Raw genomic sequence first — 24,186 nt, 5'->3', positions numbered from 1 at the left:
GCTCTCCCGTATTCATGCCTACTCTTCCACGAATTGCAGAAAGGACAGCTGATCCTGTTCATCCTGTGTCTGCCTGCCCTCTTCCTTCCCGCGGTTTACCCAGGCCTGCTGCCTGTTATACAGCGGTGCAGGCAACGGATATCTGCGCCGGGTATAACCGTTGAGTGCATCCTCCCCGCACTCCCCGATGATCATATGAACATTGGTGCCGCCGAATCCGAAGGAGCTGACGGCTGCCCGCCGGGCCTCCCCGTGGCTGTCCCAGGCTGCGGCCTCAAGCACCGGATAAAAAGGCGAGTGCCCGAAGTCGAAGCGCGGATTGGGCCGGCTGCAATTCAGCGTGGGAACAAGCATCTTGTGGTGGACGCACAGCGCCGCCTTAATGAAGCTGGCAATGCCTGCCGCGCTGAGGCAATGGCCGATATTGGTCTTCACGCTGCCCACACCGCAAAAGCCTGTGGCACCGGTATATCTTTTGTAAACCGAGGTCAGGGCCTTCAGCTCAATGGGATCGCCGATCATCGTACCTGTGCCGTGGGTCTCCACGTAACCAATCGTCTCCGGGTTAATACCGGAACGGCGGATCGCTTCAGCGATAACCTCTTCCTGGGCCTGCATGCTTGGGGTGGTAACCCCCATCGTACGGCCGTCATTATTGGTTGCCGAGGCTTCAATAACCGTGTAGATTCTGTCCCCGTCGGCGAGGGCCTTGGCCAGCGGCTTGAGCAGCACCGCCCCGCAGCCTTCTCCCGGGACGATGCCGTTCGCCTCCTCATCAAAGGTATGGCATTTGCCGTCCGGCGACATGGCTTTGGAGGCGCTGAATACGAGATGGGGACGCTCATCCAGAAGCAGATCCACCCCTCCCGCTATAGCCATCTCCGACTCGCCGGAGCGGATGCTCTGGCAGGCCAGGTGCAGACTGAGGAGCGAGGAAGAACAGGCGCTGTCCACCGTTAGGCTGGGACCCTTGAGATTGAAGAAATGGGAGGCATAAGCCGCGATGAAATTTTGCCCGATGCCGATGATCGTATTCTTATTGATATCCTGCACCCAGCCCGGATAAGAGCCTGGATGGGCGCCGATGAATACACCGACCTTCTTCCCGCTGATGTCCTCCATCTCATAGCCCGCATCCAGAATGGTCTCCGCTGTAACCTCAAGGGACTGCCGCATAAGCGGACTGATCTGCTCCACATTCTCCTTAAGGCCGAAATACCCGCCGTCGAAGCGCTCGATATCGTCCAGGAACCCGCCCCATTTGCTGATGCTTTTGCCTTCTGCATAGACAGGAGCGTACCATTCATCCTTATCCCAGCGGCTGGCCGGAACCTCCGTAATACTGTCCAGTCCCTGCCGCAGATTGTTCCAGAAGGCGTCCTTGTCTCCAGCCCCCGGAAAATGGCAGCCCATGCCGATAACGGCAATCCGTCCGTCATGCCTGCCTTCAGGGCTAGGCGTTTCGTCCTGTACGTTGTGTACCGCTTGCATTCTTGCTTCCCTGCCACGGCCGTAATGAAATTCCGGCACCCGGTTATACGGTTCAGCGAATCTGATTCTATTGCCTGTCAGCAAAGGCGGGTCATCCTGCTCCAGTTCCGGCTGACTCTTATATTCTGCGCCGTTTGAGCAGAGATGCTCTGCCAGCGCGCGCATGTCTCTAAGCTCGAAGAATAACGCCGGATCCATACGGGTCTGAAAAGCGGTGTCCAGCTTCTTAATGACCTCGATCAGCAGAATGGAATCCACGCCGATTTCAGCAAAAGGAACATCTTCCCGCACACGCTCCCTAGGCAGCTTCAGCTCTGCACAGAAGATATCCAGAATCAGGGCGGACGCTTTTTGCAGCTCACTTGGGGTACTCAGTGTATTCTGTACATTCTCCCCGGCTACCGCAGCGTCAGGACTGCCTTGACTCTTCACAACGGCCTTCGCCCCAGGTAAACCCTTCCCCCGTTCAGCGCTTGCCTTGATCAATAATTCCGGGCGGTAAAGATCCATGTCCAGGATAGCCGGAATCACACTTGGCGAATCACTGCCAATGATGATGTCCTCCAGCATGAAGAGGCCATCGGCAAGGCTGTGTGCTGTAAGTCCTGACTGTGTATAGAGCGGGCTAAGCTGAAATCCGGAATCCGCCAGCATCCCGACCTCTGACCAGCTAGGCCAGATGATCGACTGATAATAACTGTTTCCGAGGGTGTGCTGATGCTGTGCATACAGGTCCAGATAATAGTTGGCTGCGCTGTAATCGCTAAGCCCGGCAGACAACAGCGGCGCCAGAGCTGAAATGGAGGAGAATAGAACAAAGAATTCCAGCTTATCCTGGGCAAAAATGTGCTGGAGTGCCGCCACCCCTTCAACCTTAGGTTCAAAGACCTGCCGGATATCGGCGATTTTTTTGTTCACAAAGGCCGGGTGCTGATTCAGATTGGAGCCTGCGCAGTGCACAACACCGCCAATTTCGCCCCACTGCTGCCGGATGCTCTCAACAAAAGGCATAAGCTGCCCGGCATCGGTCAGCGAACCGGAATACACCTCAACCTGGGCACCGGAGGCTTTCAGCTCCACTACCCGCTTGATTCGTGCCAGACTTCCCGGATCATGGATAGTGCCGGACAAGATGTCCGGCCAATCCTCCCGGGCAGGAAAAGCCTGAACCCCCATCAGCACCAGCTTCCGTGCGCCTCTTCGGACCAGCAGACGGGCCACCTCGGCCCCGATCCCCCGCGTGCCTCCGGTAATGACGTAGACCTTCTTGGGGTCTACCTTCAACCGGTTATGCCGTTCGCGGCCGATCCATTTATTCTGCTGCTTCAACGTGGTGATAACCGGCTCATACCGCAATCCGTCCGCATAGCACGCTTCAGCGGTATCGGATTCCAGGCTTAATTCGCCTAGGACAATCCGGAGCTGCCGGTTAATATCCGAAGCATCCAGGCCGATATCCACGGTGCGGGCGGTGACTTGTCTATATTCTGCGCCAAGCGTGCGGATGATCCCGGCGATATCCGCTCCGGCCAGAGTAACCGTGCGGTTCTCCGGATTCTGAACCCCGCCGGTCAAATGGACAATCCGAAAATCCTTGCCCGCCTGCTTAACCAGCGCTTGCAGAAGCATGATTTTACCGTAGCTCTGCTTGGACATGGGCTTCGGCTGTGCATGGAGATCGGAGAAATCAACGATTCCCTTGAGTTTCAGCTTCATCCCGAGTACGGCTTCAATCGTCTGCTCACTATCCTCTGTAAGCGTGAAGTCAACGGGTAACACGGAGTCACGGGCTTGCTGCGCCTTTCCGTCACACAGGATTAGCGGTTCTTCAAAGCTTGCTCTGACCGCTGCAAGTGCGTCATCATCCATCTCTTCATTTACGATGATGAGATACTGCCCTTCAACCCGTTTGCGCTCACGAGGCTGCTCCGACTTCATCCATTCCTTCATAAGCAGAGCGTATTGCTCCCCGGTAACAATCTCACGGGTGCTGACGGGAACCATCTGGATGTTCTTAAAGGACAGCACCGCTTCACCCGACTCATTCAGCACATGAACGTCATAATGAAGCTCACTGCCGGCAGTCTCCAGACCACCCGACTGAAAATGAACATATTTCGCCGATGAGGCTTGGCGGATAAGCTGTATTTCACCGATCTCATAAGCTGCAGACGCCGTGCCGCCATTGCTGATAATGTCCATGTTCAGCCCCTGCAGGACGGCTTCAGTTAGCATAGCTGCCAGGACATCGTCCGCCGAATGGAACGGGCCTGGTGAGATTACCGCCAAGTGGTCTGTCAGGCTGCTGTACAAGCCAGTTATGATCTGTGCCTGTGCCTCATAAGCTATACCTTGATTCTCAAGTACCCGGTAGACTTCATCCCCAGTCCGAACCTGCGCTGCTTCCTGCTTGAGCTTGCCTATATCCAGCGCTGCCGGTTCGTGAGACGGATAAGCCAGGCCTGTTCTGGCCGTACCTGCTGCAAGGATATCCTGCTGCGATCCTTCGTGCAGGACAGCGAACCGGAGGGAATCCCCCTCACCCTCACCTTGAAGTTGAATATTCAGTTTCACTTGCTGCTTGTCAGAAGCAGGATGGCAGAATTGAATCTGCTCCAGTGAGGCAATACCCGGAGCACCACTTCCTAGCAGTGCAGCCTGCGCGCCTATAGCCAGCAGAATAGCTTCGCTGAATACCGCTGCCCCATAAATAGACTTGCCGAACACGGCCTTTCCGGCAGCCTCCGGTTCACTTATGAAGCCGATTCCCTGCACCGTTGACACATTGCGGTGAACCAGCGGATGTAGCTGCCCCTCTGCCGCTGCTCCAGCACTTCCGGCAGCCCCGGCAGCTGAGCTGCTTCTGGATATCTGGTCAGCTCCTGTGGCAGCTCCGCCACTTCCGGATACTCCGCGAGCGCCTCCGGCAGCTGCGGTACTTCCGGCAGCCCCGCCATTCTCCGAGCTTCCCTTCTCATCCGCTGCCTCGATCCAGCAGCGCATATAGTCGAAGGGATAGCCTGGAAGCGGCACCCTGCGGAAGCTCCCGGCAGCGGACAGGCTTTTGAAATCGGCTGCATAGCCTTTGATGTAATAATTGGCAATCAACTGCGCCGCCTTTGCCCGTTCCTGCGGAGTAAGCCGGTCCTGATGAAACTGGACCAGCAATTGCTCCATCTTGGATTTCAGCGCAGGGTTCACCCGCTCATTGCCGCCCGATCCGCCGCCGCTATACCAGCCTGAGCTTGGCTGCTTATGAAGAAAAGCCTCCAGCTCCCGGACCAGCTCTTCCTTGCTTGCGGCAATGAACATGCTGCGGTAGGCGTAATGATCTCTTCCGGTCAGCAGTGTATACGATATATTGGCCAGTCTGCCCAAGCTTGTGCGCTCCTGCAGATAATCCCGCAGATGCTGTACCTTGGCCTCGAGTGCCGTATCACTTTTCGCTGACAAAGCGAACAGCAGCACTTTCCCGTCATTGTCCCCGGCTGTGCCGGTGACGGCTTCTTCTTCCTGCTCTATATGCTCCGCAACCACCACATGGCAATTGGTTCCGCTCATTCCAAACGAGCTGACCGCTGCCATTCTTGGCCGTCCGGCTTCCCTGCGCCATTCCTCGGTCTCTTTTCCCACATAGAATGGGCTGTTCTTAAAATCGATTAGCTTGTTCCCCTCACCAGAGTGAAGCGTAGCGGGAATTCTGCCGTGCTGCAGGCTAAGGAGAACCTTGATTAGACCCGCCATGCCCGAGGCGGACAGGGTGTGTCCTATGTTGCCTTTGACTGATCCGAGATGGCAATATTGCTTCTTGTCCGTGAATGCGCCGAAGGTCTCTGTGAGGGCAGCGACCTCGATCGGATCCCCCAGCCGGGTGCCCGTGCCATGTGCCTCCACATAGCTGATATGTTCAGGGTTAATCCCGGATTTCTCATAGACTTCACGTTCCAGCGCTGCCTGTGAGAGACCATTCGGGGCGGTAATGCCATTGGTTTTACCGTCCTGATTGACCCCGATGCCTGCGATGACTCCGTAGATATGGTCCCCGTCCCGCTTCGCGGCAGCATACTTCTTGAGGAGCACAGCGCCTACGCCTTCGCCCAGGCCTATGCCATCCGCCTCCTCGGCGAACGGCTTGCAGATTCCGTCGGTGTTCAGCATCCCCAGCTTGCCCAGCGACATATAAATCCATGGCGTGAGCATAAGCTGGACACCTCCGGCGATCGCCATCTCGCTGCTGCCGTTATGCAGGCTGTCACAAGCGAGTGACAAAGCTACCAGTGACGATGAGCAGGCCGTATCCAGGGCGATGCTCGGCCCCTTTAAATTCAGCAGATAGGAAATCCTCGCCGGAATGACCGACAAGCTGTTCCCCGTAGGGACATGCTCGTTCGTCTCACCCAGGAACCGCTCCAGGTACTCCCCTTGCTGAAGGCCCACGAATATGCCACATTTGCTGCCTGACATATCCTGCAGCGAATATCCCGCATCTTCTATGGCCTTCCAGGATTCTTCCAGAAACAGCCGTTGTCTGGGGTCCATATGCTCCGCTTCTTTGGGTGAGATGTGGAAGAACAAAGGATCGAATTGATCCGCGCCCGGGAGAAAGCCCCCATAACGGATATGTGCCCTCTGCGCCGGGGTCAGCTTGGTCAGCTCCGTGCGTTCAGCAGGCGCTTCCTGAAGACTGCTCACTTCCTGCACAAGGTTGTCCCAATACTGCTGCACATTGCGGGCGCCGGAGAATCTGCCGGAGAGGCCGATAATGGCGATATCATCGCTGCGCACATTCCCATTATTTTGCGTAAAGTCCGGTGTATGTGTTCTGCTCTGCATAGGCATTAGCTCCCCTCCAGTAAGAGTTCAAGTTCATTCAGATCTATAGGGCTATCCACCGCCAGCCCGGAGTTCCCGGAGGCCGCAGATCCCGTTCCTGCTGTCTCCAGAATATGGGCAGTCAGCAGCCGTACCGTGTTGTAATTGAACAGATCATTAGAATGCAGTGCAAGGCCGAGCCGGTCGTTCAGCTTGTCTACCAATTCCAGCGTCAAGACTGAATTCACGCCCAGTTCCGAGAATGGAAGATCGGCGTTAACCTCTCCGGCCTCCAAATAAATGACCTCCTCCAGGGTGCGGTTCAGACATTGCTCCACCGAGTCTGCAGACGTGTCTACATATCCGATCGATTCTGCCGGAGTCACGGTTTGCGGAGTCTGTGAAGTTTGTGGCCGAAGGCTCCTGTTCTGCTCATCACAGGCCGGTTCCGATTCCCAATCCGGCTCCGCTTCAAGCGTGTAGCGATTGGACTCAGCGGCAGCTGCCGAGAAGCCATTGCCGATCCAATATCTCTTCTTGTCAAAAATATAATTCGGCAGCGGGATCACCCGTCCACCGCTGCGTTCATCATGCAGCAGCTTCCAGTCTATCTTCGCCTTCAGCAGCCAGAGCTGGGCAATCTGCGGCCATTGTCTGTTGCGAACCGCGCTGGCGATAAACTGATGCCCGGATTCGTTCTGGAACAGAATGGCAGCAATATCACGCTGCGGGTCCAGGCTGCCTGTGTAAACATCCGGCAAATTCGGTTCTCCGGCGGCAAAGCGGATTAATACTTCCCTAAGCTCCCCGATATCCCGGCTGACAATGGCCACTCTCTCGGCAAAAGCTTCCCGCCCAACCTGCAGCGTATAAGCGACATCCACTAGTCGCAGTGTGTATCCGTCTGTATCGGCGGCATCCATCTCCGCCGCACTAGCTACAGCAGTCTCGGCGTAAGCCTGGGTATCAAATCCGATTCCGGCATTCCTCCGGCTAAGCTCAGCCGCTTCCAGATGACTCATCAGCTCACGCAGCGACCAGTTAGCCCCTAATGTGCTGTCGGCAGCATGTTCCTGGACCAGCTCATTGATGGCATCGGCCAGCCTAACCTGGTGCACAGCATCCGCGCACAGCTCAGTCAGAATTTCGTCGTAGTCGATCTGCCCGGGGTTCACGCCAAGCACTTCCGCGACAACGTCCAGACAGCGGTTCCGGACAGCCTGTAATCGGGCGGTTATTCGCGCACTTGTGTCCACAGCCCGTCCCCCCGTCCGGTGGCGGGCGATAAATGCCGCGAGCTGCCGGGCCTGCGCCTGCAGCTTGTCCCTGTTCTTGGCGGACAGCACGATGAGCTGCTCCTCACCCTGCGCTGCAGGAGGTACGTCCGGCTCATATTGCTCAATCACAATATGGGCGTTGGTACCTCCTGCCCCGAAGGAGCTGATGCCCGCCCTGAGCGGCTGAACCTTCAGCCCATCCGGCGTCTCCTCCATAAGCGGATTCCACGGCTGGAGCGAACGCTGTACATAGAACGGCGTTTTGGCAAAATCTATATTCTCGTTGAGCTGCTCCGCGAGAATTGAAGGCACCAGCTGCTTGTGCTTCATCTGCAGCAGCACCTTGGTCAAGGAAGCCATACCTGCTGCCGATTCGAGATGTCCGATATTGCTCTTGACCGAGCCAATGGCGCAAAACTGCGTTTTGGCGGTGAATTTCTTGAACGCCTTCGTTAACCCGGCCACCTCGATCGGGTCTCCCAGCGCAGTGCCGGTACCATGGGCCTCAATGTAACTGATCTGCTCGGGATGCACGCCAGACCTCCGCAGCGCCTCCTCTATCAGCTCGGATTGGGCATTCGGATTAGGCACAGTATAAGAACTGACCTTGCCGCCGTGATTGACCGCCGTTCCTTTGATTAAGCCATAGACTGGGTCCCCGTCACGGAGCGCCGCCTCCAGCGGCTTCAGCAGAACCGCGCCAACACCTTCACCGGGAACATAGCCGTCCCCGCCCTGGCCGAAGGCCCGGCACTTGCCTTCCGTGGAGCCGAATCGCTGATCGGTCAGGAAGATATATTTTGCCGGATGCACTAGGGTGTTGACACTTCCAGCCAGTGCCATTTCACTCTCGCCATGCCGGATGCTCTCGCAGGCCATATGGATAGCCACCAGCGCAGACGAGCACATCGTATCAATGGCCAGGCTCGGTCCCTTGAAGTTGAAATGATATGAAATCCGGTTGGCGATGGACGCAAACGAAGAACGGACATCCATGAGCCGGCCGTTATTGTATTGCTCGACACCTAGCAGCTGATAATGGGAATTCATAACGCCGATGAATACGCCAACCTTCTTGCCGGAGAGAGTCTCCGCGGCAGCTCCCGCATCCTCCAGCGTATGGTAGGTGGTCTGGAGCATGAGCCGCTCCTGCGGGTCCATCAGCTCCGCTTCCCGCGGGGAGATATGGAAGAATCCGGCATCGAACTTCTCGACATCCTTCATGAACGCTCCCCACTTGGTGTACACTTTGCCCGGCTTGCCTTTCTCAGGATGGTAATCCTTGCGGTAATCCCAGCGCTCCGGCGGAATCTCCGTAACGCAGTCCTGCCCCCCGCTTAGCACATCCCAGAATTCCTCCAGCGTATCCGCCATCGGGTACTGTCCGCTTAAGCCGACAATCGCAATATCCCCGCTTACTGCTTCTGCTCCCTGATGCCGGGACATGGCGGGGGCAGCTTCCTCTTTTAGAGCAGCTTCCTGTACAGTTCCCGTTTGTGCTGTCATCACTTCTGGCATCACTTGTTCCGCCGCTTCTTCCACTGCCGTTCCTTGTTGCTCCGTTCCCCCGTTCTGACCTGGCTCCCCGGCGGACTTCTGAAAGAATTCCGCATGATTATCCATAAAGAATGCCGCCAGAAGGGCAATCGTGCTGTATTCAAAGAAAAGCGTGCTTGGTAAATCGGAGAAGTCCTTGCCCAGTATTCCATTCAGCTCCATGATCATGATGGAGTCGATGCCGTATTTGGAGAAGTCGGCTGAGGCTTCAAGCTGCGCTGCCGGAACCCCGGTCGCCTGTGACACGACTCCCTTCAAGTACTGCTGAACAGCTTCCTCCACCTTAACGGTGGAGACAAGACCGCTCTGAAGCGGCTGCTGCTGGATTGGCGGAACCGGAAGCTTCTGTGGAGCTGTTGCCCCGCCCGTTACCGTTACCGCTGCTGCCCGCTGCCGCTCATGAACACTCTGCACGGAAGCATTCAGCACCTTCTCCTGCTGCGGCTTCTCTTCTGTAACTGCCGCAAGTACCCGGCTCAGCTGCTGCCGTTCTCCGCAGGCTACAATAATACGGGATTCACCCGTGCGGACCAACTGCTCCAGCAGTTCAAGACCGGCCTGTGTATCCAGCTGCTCCATCCCGGCCTGCTGGCGGTATTGTACGGCTTCCTCTCCGGACAACTGCATCGCGCCGTCATTCCACACCGGCCAGTTGATAGACAGCGAGGCACCTGACCGGATACCCTCCTTAACCTGCTCAGCCCGGAGCAGGGCAAAGCGATCCAGAAAGCTGTTCGCCGCCGCATAAGTGCCTCTGGCGAAATCTCCAATGATTGCGGAAACGGACGAGAAAAGCACGAAGAAATCCAGCTTCTCCAGCTGCGTAGCTTCATCCAGGTTGATCGCCCCCCGGATCTTGGGCAGCAGCACTTCTGCCATCTGTTCAGGACTGGCTTCCATCAGCGGCTGCTCACCGAGCACTCCGGCACAATGAATGACGCCGTGAATGGAATGAAAAGCCTCTTGGGCCTGCGCCACGATCTCTGCGGCAGTCTGCCGCTCCGCGATATCACCAGGCAAGTAAATAACCTGCCCGGGATAACTCTGCAGCCGCTCAAGTTCACGGCTTCTCGGTTCATCCAGTGCGGATCTTCCGGTCAGCACCACATTGGCTTCATAATTCCGCAGGGCAAATTCGGCCACGGCAAGTCCCAGCTTACCCATTCCGCCGGTAATCAGGTAGGTACCCTGTTTGCGGAAACCGCTGAACTCTGCTTCGGGTAATGACTCCAGCGGAAGGATCACACGGCTGGCTCTCGCTCCGCTTGTATAACTAATTTCCACAAATGACGCCTGCTTGCGGTACAGCAGCTCTTGCGCCGCGTAGAACGGAATTTCTTCTGCACGCTTGCAATACATCACGGACGGGATGAAGCTGCGGTTGGTGGCCTGAAGGGCCTTGGACAGCCCCCGCAGCATTCCCGCTCCCGGCTGGCTGCCGCTGTGGACTGCGCCAAGCAAGAAGCGGACCTGATCCTGGGAATAGAGCTGAGTAACCGCCTTGAACAGATACAGAACCGGATAAAAAGCGTTCAGGATCTCCGCCTGTTCCCCATCCCACTCATACAGAATAGCGTCAATCCTTATCCCCTTAGCCAGCAGCTCCGTGAGCAGCCTGCCATAATCCGCTTCCTGTTCAGGCCGGATGCTGTATTCCTTACTTCCTGCAGCTGCGCTGTAGTCCGCTCCCGGATTCACAATAATGACGTTGTCCGGCACCGTATGCTCCCGGGCGAATGCTTCTGCCAGCCGGTGAGCCTTCCCTTTGTCCCGGACCATATACAGCATATTCTTCACTTCGGCCTTGCTGATCCCTTCACTATGGCCGCCAAGCCCCCCGGCTTCCGGAAGCTGGGCTTCCTGCCAGCGCTCGTTGTACAGGTGAATACGGCGGCTTGCCGCACTAACCGCATTGGTTGGCTGAATGGCCCGGATCGTGAAGTCCCTGGCTTCCACCAGCACTTCCCCCTGCTCATTCAGAATATAGACATTGAACCGCTTCATCCCCGCTGCCTTGCCTGCGGTCTCGGGTACGATCTCCGCATATGAATAGCAGCTTGGCGTCAGCCTGCCGTAGATGCGGACTTCACCGAGTGCGAACGGAATATGCAATCTTAGCTGCTTGTACGCTTCGGTTCCGCCGATCCAGGTCACTGCCCGCAGCGCAGCATCGACAAGGGACGGGTGCAGCATATATTGGCTAAATGCAGGCAGCAGGTCCGGAGGAAGGTCGAGCTTCTCCAGCGATTCTCCGCTTCCGCACAATGCTTCTGTTGTAGCCTGGAAGCTTGGCCCATATTGAAAACCGATGGAGCTGCCAAACACCTCGTTGTAGCAGAAATCCTTGGCAATTCTGACTCCGCCCCGGGCCTGAATAGCGTCAAGATTGAAGCTGCGCCGCTCCGCTTGCTGTGCAGTCCCGGTATAGAGCTTGCCCGTGCAATGAATAAGCCGGGTACTGTTCTCAGCAGTATACACCTGGAACTTCATATACCCTGATTCGGGAGTGAGCTGAATATAGGCATCCCGTGTATCGGCCACTTCCAGCCGGTTCACCCATAGCACATCTTTAATGGAATGCACCTGCGTCCTGGCCGCGAATTCGCCGGCCGCCCTGACCATCTCCAGATAAGCGACTCCCGGCAAAATCACCCGTTCATCCACAATATGCTCGCCAACATAGAAATCGCTCACCTTAAGTGTCTTCACGAATAGCAGCCGCTCCGGGCTGGACTTCGCCAGATCAATCATCGGATGGCTCTGAGCCGGAGCAGCCTGAGGGGCCGCCATCCAATACGAAGAACGGTTGAAGGCATAGCCGGGCAATGGCTGCTTCTTGAAGCTTCCGCCGGGATACAGCCTGCTCCAATCTAAATCTGCCCCAGCCAGCCATAGCTTCAGCAGAACCTCATGGAACCCGAAGACTCCGTCACTCTGAGGCGATAATGCTGCCGTTTCCTTATCCCCTGCACACAGCCGGATCACCTCAGACTGCAGGACGCTCTGCCCGGCACATTGCTCCTGAAGCTGTTCTCTCCAGCTTGCAGGCCCGGCAATTTCTGCCATATGCTGATTGGCTTCGTGCAGACAGGTGTAGGGGACATTTAAATTCAGTTGATCCTGCCGTTCATTGAGCTGATTCCGGACTGCTTCCAGCACTCCAGCTTCTTCCTCATCAGAGGAAGTTAACAGCCGGACGGCCATTTCCTTGGATATAACCTCATCCAGAACAAGCTGGACCCATTCACTCAGCCGCGCATCACTTAAAGTGATGCGTTCCGACAAATCCCATTTCTGATTCAGCTTCAGCAGCGAACCGTAGACGATCAACAGCAGAAGAACACGCTGCCGCTCCATTGCCTCGCCACCCTCACCGGCAGCTAACAACTGCTCCTGATGCAGCAGCGAGTCTGTGGACAGCTTCGCTGCCTGCAGCGCCGGGGATTGATCCCAATCCCGCAAATATTTCTTAAAGGTAAATTGCGTCCGGCTGAGTATTCTGGCTTTCTCCACATAATGCCTGAACGCCGCAGCGTCAGCACCGGTGATGCATACATTGCGCAAGCCGGCAATATACGCCGGGCCAATGTTAATACGGTGAATCTTCACTTGATGAACAGGGTCTATGAAGGTCAGCTCCGGTCTTTGCAGCACCGTTTCCGCAAGAGTAGCCCTGCCGGTCAGAATGTCATACGCCTGAACAGGCGTAATCATTCCGCTGACCGCCATTGCGAGCAGCGTCCCTTGCTGCTCACCGCTCACGGACTCAACCTCTACTCCCAGGCTCATCAGGACTTTAGCCAGCGTATAATTAATCAGGAAAGAGTAGGCGGCAAGCTTATCCTTGTTCCATTTGGCAATTGTAAGGCCACTCCGGATAGCAGCCGGCCCGCCGCGCAGCTCAGTTTCGGCAATAACCTCTTCAAGAACTTCGCGGATATACGGCTCTTCCATTACGCTCTTAATCTCCGTGTATCCTGTATAGATGACATTGGTGAAATGTACCGACCAGCGCTTGCGGCCCGGCTCCAGCCGCTCAACAGCGGAGGCAGCGGATTGCAGATACTCGGCTAGCTCCTGCCTGCTCCGGATGACAGCGCCGATTCTGTATTCCCGGCAATGGCGTCTGCCTGCAAGCAGCGTTTTGCATAACTCTCCGATGGATACGTCCGCTATCTCCGGCGAATTCAGATGAGACTTCCAGACGGCTATACTCTCGTTCAAACTGTCGCTATTCAGGGCAGAGAGAGTGAAGAGCTGCGCACCCGGTACGGATTTGTTACTGGCTCTGGCCGGTTTCGGTTGCTCGTAGGCCTCAAGAATCACATGGGCATTGACTCCGCCGAAGCCAAAGCCGCTTACGCCCGCCCGCAACGGTGTATCTTCATTGACCGGCACCCAATCCGTGTTGGCCGTGGCTACCTTAAACGGGGTATGCTCCCAGTCCAGCAGCGGATTCAGACCGGTAAGGTTGAGCAGCTTGGGAATAGTCTTATGCTTCATCATCAGCAGTACCCGGATGATCCCGGCAACGCCAGAGGCACTTGCCAAATGGCCGATATTGGTCTTGACCGAGCCAATGGTGCAGAACTGTTCCTGATCGGTGTACTGCCTGAACACCTGGGTCAGCGCTTCGACTTCAATCGGATCGCCAAGAGCGGTTCCGGTGCCATGCGCCTCAATATAATTGACGGTCGAAGCATCTACCCGGGCTTGCCGCAAAGCGGCTTCAACCAATTCCTTCTGCGCTTTCATGCTCGGTGCAGCGATGGTCTGTGAAGCGCCGCAGTGGTTCACTGCCGTTCCCCGGATAACGCCGTAGACATGGTTGCCGTCCCGGACCGCATCCTCCAGCTTCTGCAGCAGCAGGACGCCAACGCCCTCTCCCTGCACAAATCCGTCCGCATTCTCGTCAAAAGCCTTGCATTGTCCGTCCCGGCTCATCATATTCGACTTGGAGAAGGTCACGTACCGCCAAGGATGATAGGCCAGGCACACGCCTGCCGCTATGGCATACTTCGCTTCTCCGGCCTGGAGATTCTGTCTTGCTTTGTGAACAGCAACCAGCGAGGAGGAGCAAGCGGTATCCAGAGAGAGGCTCTCTCCGCTCAGGCCCAGAGTATGCGAGATGCGGTTCGCCGCAATACACTCGAAGTTGCCGAGGCCCGCATAATGATCGACCTTATCACCGCCGGTCAATGCAATCAGACCGTAGTCATTGCCGGTAACCCCGACATACACAGAAGTCCGTTCCTTCTGGAGTTCGGCCAGCGGAATCCCTGAATCCTCAAGACAATGCCATGTTTCTTCCAGCAGAATCCGCTGCTGGGGGTCCATGCTCGCCACCTCTCTGGGTGACAAGTTAAAGAAGGTATTGTCGAACTTGTCGATGCCGGATAAAGAAGCACAGTATTTCACAAACTGCTCATTGTCCCAGCCGAGGTCGGCCTCGTTCTTCAGTCCGTATCTTCCGTTCTGCCAGCGGTCATAACTGATAGGCTTGACGGAATTCACATGATTGATCATGTTGTTCCAGTAGCTGCTGTAATTCTCTGCCTCTGGGAATCTGCACCCGATGCCGACAATCGCCACATCCTGCCCGGCTGCAGCCCTCCGCGGCTTAAGCTTGCTTGCCGAAGCCTTAGAGCTCATATACCGTCTCCTTTTCTCTGGCGACCCGTTGTTCCCTCATCCCTCTAAGCAGAGAAAGAATGCTGTCCTCCTGATACTGCTTCTTGATATACTTCTCCATCGTGCTCTTCCAGACATCGAATTCAAAGCCAAGAGCCTGCAGCAGCGCGCCCAGCATGACGAAATTCTCATTCCGCACATTTCCCGTTTCCTTCGCAATGGCAGTTCCTTCGACATAAGTGACATGCTTATACCGGCTGAAGTTGTCCTCGTACTTTCCTTTGTATGTATCTTCATTCAGCTCTGCCAGATTGACGAGCATCCGCCCCTCCTGTTTCAGGAAGCTTCCCCAGCGCAGCGCTTCGATCTGATCGAAGCCGACAATATAGTCCGCTGTGCCCATTTCAATCAGGGGAGAGTAGATTTTGTCGCCAAAACGAACCTGTGCATGCACGCTTCCGCCTCTTTGCGACATACCGTGCACCTCGGAGACCTTCACGTCATACCCGAGCGCAACCAGTCCCTGGGATAACACATTGGTTACAGTAATGACACCTTTTCCGCCCACACCGGCTAAAATAATGCTTGTAGCTGCTGTCATAGGTCGCTTAAGCCTCCTTAATGCTGTCATAGGGACAAACCTGCTGGCAGATGCTGCAGCCCTTGCAGTCCAGCGGATCAATCATGATTTGGCGGTCCACAATTTTGATAGCCGAGCAGCCTAGCATAGTGCATTTTTTGCAATTCACACAGGTAACATTGTCAATGATGTATTTTTTTGTGGGTTCCGCTTTGCTTTTGAGAAGTTCACAAGGATGTCTGGAGATGATTACGAACGGTTCAGTGCTGTGCTTGGCTGTGTCCACACACTGCTGCGTTTCTTGGAGGTTGGTGGGGTCTAGTATTCTGAGGTTGTCCGGTTTAATGCCTAGCGCGAGCACGATATCTTCAATCCGTATGACTTCCGACGTGCTGCCCTGCAGTGTGCGCCCGGTGCCCGGGTTCTCCTGATTGCCGGTCATAGATGTGGAGCGATTGTCCAGGATACAGATGACAATCGGGGTCTTGTTGTAAACTGCGTTCAGCAGTCCGGTCATACCTGAGTGAAAAAAGGTGGAGTCACCGATGAAGGCGAATACCTTCTTGCCCATCGGTTTGAAATCCTGAGTCCGCTGCATGCCCGTTGCCATAGAGATGGAAGCGCCCATGCAGAGCACGGTGTCGAGCGCCTTGATCGGCTCGGTGCCGCCCAGCGTATAACAGCCGATATCTCCGGCGGCAATAATGTCCCTGTGCTGCTTGACTGCGCTGTACAGTCCGAGATAACCGCAGCCTGCACACAGCCTTGGCGGCCTTGGCGGTACTTGGACACCCTCGTAGCAGTCGAATTCTTCACGGGTGATCGCTTTTCTGATAATTTCCGGGTTCAGCTCACCGCAGACGGGAATGATCTCCTTACCGGTACAGGCAATGCCCATCGCTTTAAGTGAGGTTTCGATGAAGGGCTCGCCCTCCTCGACAACATAGATTGTTTTGGCCCATGCAGCGAATTCTTTGGCCTTCTCGTCCGGAAAAGGATAACTCATACCCAGCTTCAGCACGGATACCGTATCTCCGAACACTTCCTTAACATATTGATAGGATATTCCGCTCGTCACTATGCCGATCTCCGGGGAGCTGTACTCTATTGCATTTAGAGGGGAGGAATTGGAGTACGCCTGAATATCCAGGAGATTCGCTTCGATTTCCAGATGCCGCTTTCTGGAGATGGCCGGAAGGAGCAGCCTGTCCAGCTTATTTTTCTTATAGGTTTTGAATTTCTCCTCCACTGCCAGGTCTTCCTGGAAGTGAACAATCCCCTTCGAATGGGACACCCGGGTTGTGGTCCTGAACAGGACAGGCGTATTGAAGCGCTCGCTGATCTCGTAGGCTTCGACAATCATATCCTTGCATTCCTGGGAGCTGGTCGGCTCGAGCAGCGGCATCTTGGCATGACTGGCATAAATGCGGTTGTCCTGTTCGTTCTGCGAGGAATGAATCCCCGGATCATCTGCCGAAACAATGACCAGACCGGCATTTACACCTTCATAGGTCATATTGAACAGCGGATCTGCCGCCACATTCACCCCTACGTGCTTCATGGTGGTCAGGCTGCGGATACCGGCGATACAGGCGCCTGCTGCTACTTCCAGCGCTACCTTTTCGTTGGGTGCCCACTCGGCATACACGCCCTCATAGACACTGATGCTCTCGACAATTTCCGTACTCGGTGTTCCGGGATAGGATGAAATGATTTTACAATTTGCTTCATAAGCGCCTCTGGCAATTGCCTCATTACCCATCATTAGAGCTTTCATCGGATCGTCCTCTCGTTCATCTCATTTAACAGAACCACGCGGCTGAATTTCTCCCAAATCACAGATTACATATTTAACATTTATAGGCTCTTACTACTTATATATAGGCTATAATCAATATTATAGTGTTACTATTAACTTTGTTACTTTTTTTTAATAAATTCCAGCCTTTCAGTTCCTTAATCTGCTAATTTTCACAAAATTGAAATAATTAAAAAGCCTGCAACCTTTTATTGCAGACTTTTCAAATTAAAACGTATATTTATCTTATATAGTATTTATTGTCGTTTCCTCTCAAAAGGCCAAATGGACCAGACCGTCCTTCATAGATGCCGGATTGTGGGTACAGAGAAGCATTCCAAATCCGTTTGCAGTGCCATTGTGCTTTAGGTCCTTCAACAGGATTCATTTATCTTTCAGTGTGTTAATTAAAGCCAGTATGCGGTTAATCTTCGTCTCTTCCTTTTTGGCAAGCTCGATGTAATGGATCTGCTCCCGCTTAAGATAATCTGGCTGATCCAGGAATGGATTAAGCATATCGTGATCTTCAAGGTTTCTGGTAATGTAGTCCGGCACCACAATATTACGGCTCTTCTCATCTTTTGTAAGAATGACATGGAGTTTGTCACCGGGCTTTTTAAGTACGGCTCTTCGGATGAATTCATTATATACAAAATAATGCCCGTTTTTTGACGGCAGCAGCGTATGTTCGAACCGGTGTCCGTCAACGGTAATTTGAACCGGCACTTTACCGTTCGTATCGAATATTTCCTTCACTGGATAAGGGAAATACACTACTTTCCATTTCATTTTGCCTTCCAGCATCTTGATCTCGCTATCAAATTCATACTCCATCTTAAGCATCACTCCTCATTATAAAGAAGCTTCAATATCCACTCTGTTCTCACACTTCGGCATTGTGTCTATATTCTTGATCTCTATAAAAGAAACCTTCCCATTCCCGGCAGTGCTATTGGCAAATTTGTGAATCCCCAGACAAAAGGCTACTGCTCCTCAATGTGGAAGTAGTAGCCTTGCGTTTCAGTGATAAATACCGGACTCCTGCTGCGATTCACCGGAAAAGGGCTGAACCGGTATGGCCGCATGATTTTCTCTGAATTTATGCTTATAGTCTTCGAAGTCCCATGTCTCCAGGAATTTATCTGCCGCAGCGTGGCCGGATGAGAGCAAGAAATACTTATCTTCTTCCGTCAATTCGAACTTTGTCGTCGTTACTTTTCCAGTGGGAATAAATATTGTGCGCTCTTCCGCATGTTTGTCTACATGTCTTTGATCATGAGCCTGCAGCATGGTTTTGAACATCCCTTTGAGTAACGAGACCGGACCATTGATCTCTATCGATTGGGCATAGGTTCGCCTTTCCGACAGTCTGAATCCGAAGGTTGGCCACCGCGGGACTCCATCTACGTCAAACAGCCAGATCGGATAATTGCTAAGCATTCCTCCGTCCAGCATATAATAGGGTTTCTTCTGCAGGGGTGTATGCCAGACATAGGGTTGAAAAAAGAGAGGCAGCGTGGTGCTCATCCGTACTGCTGCGGCTATGGAGAATTCTGACGCCTTCAGACCATAGTGAGGCAAATCATTAGGGAAAACTGCAATCCGCCCATTGCTTATATTCGAGACTATAATCGAAAGCTTGCCTTCGGGAATATCTCCAAACGTTACAACTTTCTTACGCTTCAGCCAATCCGTCATTACCTGTTCTAAAATGTGGTTGCTGTAAATGCCTGACTTCATCATTAACGGAAGCGCCTTGTTCAAGATCGGCAGGCTGTTCATTCTGGTACGCCCGAGCAGCTTCATATAGTCCAGCGAGCTCATCAGCTCTCTGATTTCAGCACTATTGTAACCGCAGGCCAACAAAGCTGCAATGATCGCGCCGGCTGAAGTCCCCGCAAGCTTGTTCCAGGTATATCCTCTGGATTCCATCACTTCAATGGCTCCTACAAAAGCAATTCCCTTTACGCCGCCGCCTTCAAAGACTGCATCTGCCTCCACCTGAGTACCCCTCCTGTTACTTGTAAAAGATGTATCTGTAAGTATGTGTTGGATACTCTGATTTATTCACTTGTAAAACAACAAAAAGCGGATGCACCAGGACCATGAAACCAGTCTTGGACAGCCGCTTGTTGGGGAGACAGATCAAAAGATCCACATGATCACAAAAATGAAAAAGGCAATGACAGCTATAGCAATAACCAGATCGGATATTTGCCTCCATAAGCCTGGAGGGCCTTCGGTGTGATACTTCTGCGCATTCACGTCATGGTTGGCTTTATGCCCGCCGGGATCAGTCGAATTCGCATGTGGTCCCGGATTAAAGAAGTCAGCCATGAAATCACCTCCCTTTCCATGATTATACACCATTTAATCTCACTTTTGATTCATTTGTCCTGAAACAGCACTTATTGTTAAAAAGCGATTTGCACCGATCCGTCCTCGTAAATATCGACCCGCTGGGTGCATAGGAGCATGCCGAGTCCGGAAGCGGTGCCTTTGGTCTTCAAATCCTGCTGTCTGCGCTCCCACAGCTCGCGGTCGTGGATGATGTCATACAAGTAATAGCTCTCAGCGTTAGCCGCTTCCATCTCCTCCACAAAAATGAACCCGCCCGGGAACATGCTGCGGAACCACTGGGCCGCTTCCAGGTGAGAATGGAATGCCGGAAGCTCCTGCTCAAACCGCTCTGACAAATAACGCTGCTTCAGCCGGCCGATCCTTACATAATATTCTTCAAGATTGTACGGAGTTATCACCGGTAAGCCCCCCATCTCCATAAATATTTGAAATTTCGCATAAAAATATCATAATTTTAGAGGGTTGAATATGACATTCTGCATGAAACGGGATGAAGTCTGTTCAACCGGCCCCGCAGAACTACGTTTGATCTGTTCCTATTTCAAGAGTGAAGTGTTCATTCTTCTGCTCAGCGGGTAGTAGAATATGATAGGTCTAGTTACTGTGATCGATGCTATAAGGGCAGAAAGGAGCCGCTCCCATGGACAATACGGATATTATCGCAATTCTGGCTTTGGTTCTTGTGTTGCTGCTTATGTTTAGTGTGTTCCGTCTGAAAAAGCGCGTAACAGAGCTGGAGTCTCAGTTGGCGCAGAGGGACGCGTATGGGGGACCTGCAGGAGCTGGAGGCAGGATAGCCGGCATTCCGACCCCGCTGTTCGTGCAGAACCCGGAGATTGCTCCTGATCTGGAGCGGAGACTGCATCTGCTGCTCGCGGAGGGCAAGAAGATTCAGGCGATTAAGGTAATGCGGGAAGCACGGAATTTATCCCTGAAGGATGCCAAGGACTTCATCGACAATCTGGAACAGGGCGGTACCTTCCGCTGACCTGCCCCTGCACAGAACCAAAACGGCCTCAGATTCCACTTTAAAGTGGAATCTGAGGCCGTTTTTTATGATGCCGGCTTGCCTGCAACCCGGCTGGGGTTATACGTCCTTTTTAACAAAAACCCGCAAAGAGAGCAGATAAGAGCCGTAGATAATAATCAGATAGGCCAGAACACCAATAACGGGCAGAAGCGTGCTGTCCAGCCTGCCGGTCTGGAACCATTCTGCAAGTGCCGGAAACCGTTCAGATAAACTTTTGAATGCCGTGACGTTCAGCATGATTAACATGATGAATACGAAATTGACGACTTGCATGCCCTTTTGTCCCAGCCAGTAATACAGCGGCAGATAGAAGGAAGCAAGCAGCGGAAAAGACGCGGCCGCAAGGCCCAGCTCTCTCCAGCGGAGCGGAGCGTCTATCTTCCCCATCGCAAATGCAAACAGATAGAGCAGCAGTGTGCAGAGGATGCTGAAGGCCAAGAAAGGAATGAGCGTTAAATATTTGGCCTGAATCAGACGCTGCCTCGGTACCGGAAGACTGACAAGAAATTTCTGATTGTTATGCTGCATATCAATAGTGCAGGCATTGATCAGCAGCAGCATGGCCGGAAACAGCGAGAACATAGTGTAGGCATCCGCATTCGTATATCCCATGAGTATATAATACGGCACCAGCAGCAGAATGAATTTCCGGGTAAGGATGAAGTCTTTGCGGATCAGATGCAGGGAGCTATACATGCGCTTCACTTCCTTTTACCGTAAAATACATGATTTCTTCCAGAGTAGGCGTCTCGCAGATAGCCGTATCCCTGAAATACCGTTCGCCCTCCGCACGGTTGCTGATAAGACCCTCGAACCCCAGCCCGTTCTCGCGGATACCGACGAACCATCGCCGGACATCACGGTCGAGCAGCTCCTTCCCGCCTTTGACCAGGAGGTAACGCTCGCTGATACTCTCCTTCATCTCATTGAAAACAATCCGCCCCTCGTTGATGAATACAATATAGTCGGCAATCCGGTCCAGATCCATCGTGTTATGGGTGGAGAACAGAATCGATTTCTTCTCGTCCTGAATATGCTCACTGAGCAGCTCCAGCATCTCTCTGCGGAAAATCGGATCAAGCCCCGAGGTAGGCTCATCCATAATAAGTAGATCGGCACCATGGGATAAGGCGATGGCGAGCGAGAATTTGATTTTCATCCCCTTGGACAGATCCTTAATCTTCTTGCCGGGCGGAAGCTTGAACAGCTCCTGAAACTTCACATATGTATCTTCATTCCAGCGGGTGTAGAACGGCGCGATAACTCTCTTCATCTGCTTGACGGTGAGATTCTCATAATAGATATTCTCATCCGAGACGTACCCAATCCGCTCCTTGACCGCTGCTTGATATAGCTGGTTATTCTGACCCAACATCGTGATATTGCCTTGATCCGGGTAGATCATACCCATCATCATTTTGATCAGCGAGGTTTTGCCTGCACCGTTCGGGCCGATCAGGCCTGTAATAAACCCCTCCTTGATGGACAATGAGATATCCCTCAGCTCAAACCGGTCGTAGCTTTTGGTTAAATGGTCTAACCGGATTACATCGCTCATTCCTGTTCCTCCTCATAGAGCAGTTTCAGCATCTCCGCCAGTTCGGCATACTCCATGCCCAGCAGTCTGCTCTCATCAATGATTTCTTTCAGCTTGCCCTCTACAATCCGCAGCCGCTGCTCCCGGATATATTCCTGATCTGCCCCGGAGACAAAAGAGCCCTTGCCGACAATAGAGTTAATCAGCCCTTCACGCTCCAGCTCCTCGTAAGCCCGCTTCGTGGTAATGACACTGATCTGCAGTTCCTTGGCCAATAAGCGGATCGATGGCAACGGCGTACCGGAGACCAGCTCCCCTTGCAGAATCATCTGGCGGACTTGTCCCACAATCTGGGCGTAGATCGGTTCACCGGATGTACTTGATATCAAAATATTCATGCAGCAGCACCAGCGTCCTTTGCGGTATTTGTATTTAATGTATATATATAATATATACACTATGTTCAGTGGTGTCAATCCTCTAAATTAGCACTGTCTGGTTACAGCTGCGGCGCATATTAGGACTCCTGCTCTCTCGCAGGTATTGATCTAATCACTTATGGGAAGTGGTGATGCTATATAGAGGCGGAAGCCGAATGCTTACACAGAGGGGAAGTTCATATGTCTAGAAAAACCGCCGTCTATCCGCTCATCTGCGGACTGCTGACGGCTGCCGTTATGCTGCTCATGCAGCCTAAATATTCGTATAATGATCCGGATACGTTCTGGCATCTGGAGGTTGGACGCTACATGCTTGAGCGCGGGAAGGTGCTGCATCATGCGATACATACCTTTTATGGAGACAAGCTGCCGTATATCCCCCATGAAGCCGGGTTTCAGCTGCTGATTACACCGCTGTACCAGTGGTTCGGCTGGCCGGGGATCTATCTGCTGACCGCCCTTTGCCTGCTTGGCTTACTGTTGGGGCTTATACGTCTTGGAGAAGTATCACGTAAAGAGCTGGGTCTCCGGGAGAATCATGTTCTGCTCCTGCCCTTTGTCCTGCTGATATCCTGCTGGATCTACTATAACTACTTCAAGGGAAGACCGCAGATGGTCTCCTCTCCGCTGATTGTCTGGTTCTTCATCTGCATGCGGGAGTATCAGCTGAAGCCCGGGGCCAGGTATGCGGCAGCAATGATGATCCTCTCCTGTGCCGTTGCCAATGTCCATACCGGAGTATGGCTGGTGATTGCCGTGTTTACCGGTATGGCCGTGCTGGAATCACTGATTGCACGCAATCTCAGCTGGAAGCGGGCTGCCGTCTTCCTGCTGGTCCTGCTGGCCGGTCTGCCGAATCCGGGAGAACTTCAAGGGCTGCTGTTCATCTTCACCGTCACACACAATAACTACAATCTGCTCATTAATGAATGGCAGCCTCTCTCCTTCAGCCGGCCGGACCAGCTGCCGATTCTGCTTTTGCTGCTCTTTTTCGCGGTCACCCTGCCCTTCTCCCTGCAGCGGAAGCCGTTCCGCTTCTTCCTGATGACCGGCATTCTCTATCTCGGAGTATCAAATTTCAAGCAGAATCTGTTCATGTGGCTGTTCATTCCTTATTTCGCGGCAGTTTTCTTCGAAGCGGTTCCGCTTCCGGGCAAGCTCAGGCTGCGGACAAGCGGAAGAGCGGTTGCCCTTGGACTTATCACCGGGTTGCTGATCAACACTGTATATATCTTCACGGTCCCGCCAGTGGTGACTGCTGCAGATTACCCTGTCTTAGAGATGAGCTATGTACTGGAGCATACACCGGCCGGCAGGCGGCCTAAGGTGCTGTCCAGCTACGGGTCTTCAGGTTATGTGATGTTCCGCGGCGGGGATGTGCTCTGTGACGGGCGCCAGGACCCTTTTATCACCAAGGCTTCGATTGGGATCATGGGCTGGAATGCCTTCGAACGCTCCATGTACGGCTTCTCCGAATACTTGCCTGATATCGTGAAATATGACCGCCCGGATTATGTGATTGTGCGAAACGGCAGCTCCTTGAGGCTGTATCAGGACTGGGTAAAAGCACTCGGCACTCCTGTCTACAAAGGAAGCTACGGGAGTGTATTTGTTCCCGGCAACGGAAAGCAGCCCAAGGAAGATCCGGGGTTACAGAGCAACTGAACTATAC

At 53.5% G+C, this 24,186-nt stretch carries 13 protein-coding genes; 2 read left to right on the top strand and 11 right to left on the bottom strand.

What is annotated here, in order from left to right:
• Positions 1-18: 18 nt before the first annotated feature.
• From NSU14_RS13200 to NSU14_RS13165, 8 genes are all read right to left on the bottom strand, one after another.
• Positions 19-6,324 carry a beta-ketoacyl synthase N-terminal-like domain-containing protein gene (locus NSU14_RS13200; protein WP_340945283.1) on the bottom strand — a complete coding sequence of 2,102 codons (6,306 nt, stop codon included), beginning with the start codon at positions 6,322-6,324 and terminating at the stop codon, positions 19-21.
• A 5-nt stretch (positions 6,325-6,329) separates the two neighbouring features.
• The gene (locus tag NSU14_RS13195; protein ID WP_340945281.1) at positions 6,330-14,789 is read right to left on the bottom strand and encodes an SDR family NAD(P)-dependent oxidoreductase; all 8,460 of its coding nucleotides are present in this window, start codon (positions 14,787-14,789) and stop codon (positions 6,330-6,332) included.
• Complete coding sequence (locus NSU14_RS13190; RefSeq protein ID WP_042137642.1) at positions 14,779-15,369, bottom strand: indolepyruvate oxidoreductase subunit beta; 591 nt, start codon at positions 15,367-15,369, stop codon at positions 14,779-14,781. The genes NSU14_RS13195 and NSU14_RS13190 overlap by 11 nt, the downstream gene beginning before the upstream one ends.
• Positions 15,370-15,376: 7 nt before the next feature.
• Positions 15,377-17,113, bottom strand: coding sequence for an indolepyruvate ferredoxin oxidoreductase subunit alpha (gene iorA / locus NSU14_RS13185; RefSeq protein WP_340945278.1), 1,737 nt, complete (start codon positions 17,111-17,113; stop codon positions 15,377-15,379).
• A 417-nt stretch (positions 17,114-17,530) separates the two neighbouring features.
• Positions 17,531-17,980 (bottom strand): YdeI/OmpD-associated family protein, encoded by a 450-nt coding sequence (locus NSU14_RS13180; RefSeq protein WP_340945275.1) that lies wholly within the window; start codon positions 17,978-17,980, stop codon positions 17,531-17,533.
• A gap of 186 nt (positions 17,981-18,166) precedes the next feature.
• Positions 18,167-19,147 (bottom strand): patatin-like phospholipase family protein, encoded by a 981-nt coding sequence (locus NSU14_RS13175; protein ID WP_340945272.1) that lies wholly within the window; start codon positions 19,145-19,147, stop codon positions 18,167-18,169.
• Between the two features lie 144 nt (positions 19,148-19,291).
• On the bottom strand, positions 19,292-19,483 hold the full coding sequence (locus tag NSU14_RS13170) for a hypothetical protein (RefSeq protein ID WP_039291913.1): 192 nt from the start codon (positions 19,481-19,483) through the stop codon (positions 19,292-19,294).
• 77 nt (positions 19,484-19,560) lie between these two features.
• Entirely contained in the window at positions 19,561-19,905 is a 345-nt protein-coding gene (locus tag NSU14_RS13165) for a hypothetical protein (RefSeq protein ID WP_039291910.1), read from the bottom strand.
• Between the two features lie 242 nt (positions 19,906-20,147).
• Between NSU14_RS13165 and NSU14_RS13160 the strand changes: the two genes are divergently transcribed.
• The gene (locus tag NSU14_RS13160) at positions 20,148-20,495 is read left to right on the top strand and encodes a ribosomal protein L7/L12 (RefSeq protein ID WP_340945268.1); all 348 of its coding nucleotides are present in this window, start codon (positions 20,148-20,150) and stop codon (positions 20,493-20,495) included.
• 99 nt (positions 20,496-20,594) lie between these two features.
• On the opposite strand, the gene NSU14_RS13155 is transcribed toward NSU14_RS13160, so the two are convergent.
• From NSU14_RS13155 to NSU14_RS13145, 3 genes are read right to left on the bottom strand one after another with little or no spacing between them, the layout of a single operon-like run.
• Positions 20,595-21,233 carry an ABC-2 transporter permease gene (locus NSU14_RS13155; protein WP_340945266.1) on the bottom strand — a complete coding sequence of 213 codons (639 nt, stop codon included), beginning with the start codon at positions 21,231-21,233 and terminating at the stop codon, positions 20,595-20,597.
• Entirely contained in the window at positions 21,226-22,095 is an 870-nt protein-coding gene (locus tag NSU14_RS13150) for an ABC transporter ATP-binding protein (RefSeq protein ID WP_336103344.1), read from the bottom strand. Before NSU14_RS13150 ends, NSU14_RS13155 begins: the two co-directional genes overlap by 8 nt.
• Positions 22,092-22,472 carry a GntR family transcriptional regulator gene (locus NSU14_RS13145; RefSeq protein WP_042137658.1) on the bottom strand — a complete coding sequence of 127 codons (381 nt, stop codon included), beginning with the start codon at positions 22,470-22,472 and terminating at the stop codon, positions 22,092-22,094. The genes NSU14_RS13150 and NSU14_RS13145 overlap by 4 nt, the downstream gene beginning before the upstream one ends.
• Before the next feature lie 222 nt (positions 22,473-22,694).
• On the opposite strand from NSU14_RS13145, the gene NSU14_RS13140 reads away from it, so the two are divergent.
• A complete protein-coding gene (locus tag NSU14_RS13140) occupies positions 22,695-24,179 on the top strand; it encodes a hypothetical protein (RefSeq protein WP_340945261.1) in 1,485 nt (494 codons plus the stop codon).
• Positions 24,180-24,186 lie beyond the last annotated feature (7 nt).

Origin of the sequence: Paenibacillus sp. FSL R10-2771 (assembly GCF_038000205.1) — a bacterium.
Lineage (GTDB): Bacteria > Bacillota > Bacilli > Paenibacillales > Paenibacillaceae > Paenibacillus_AQ > Paenibacillus_AQ phytohabitans.
Note: the sequence above shows the minus strand (reverse complement) of the source record. Positions and strands in the feature narration are given on the sequence as shown.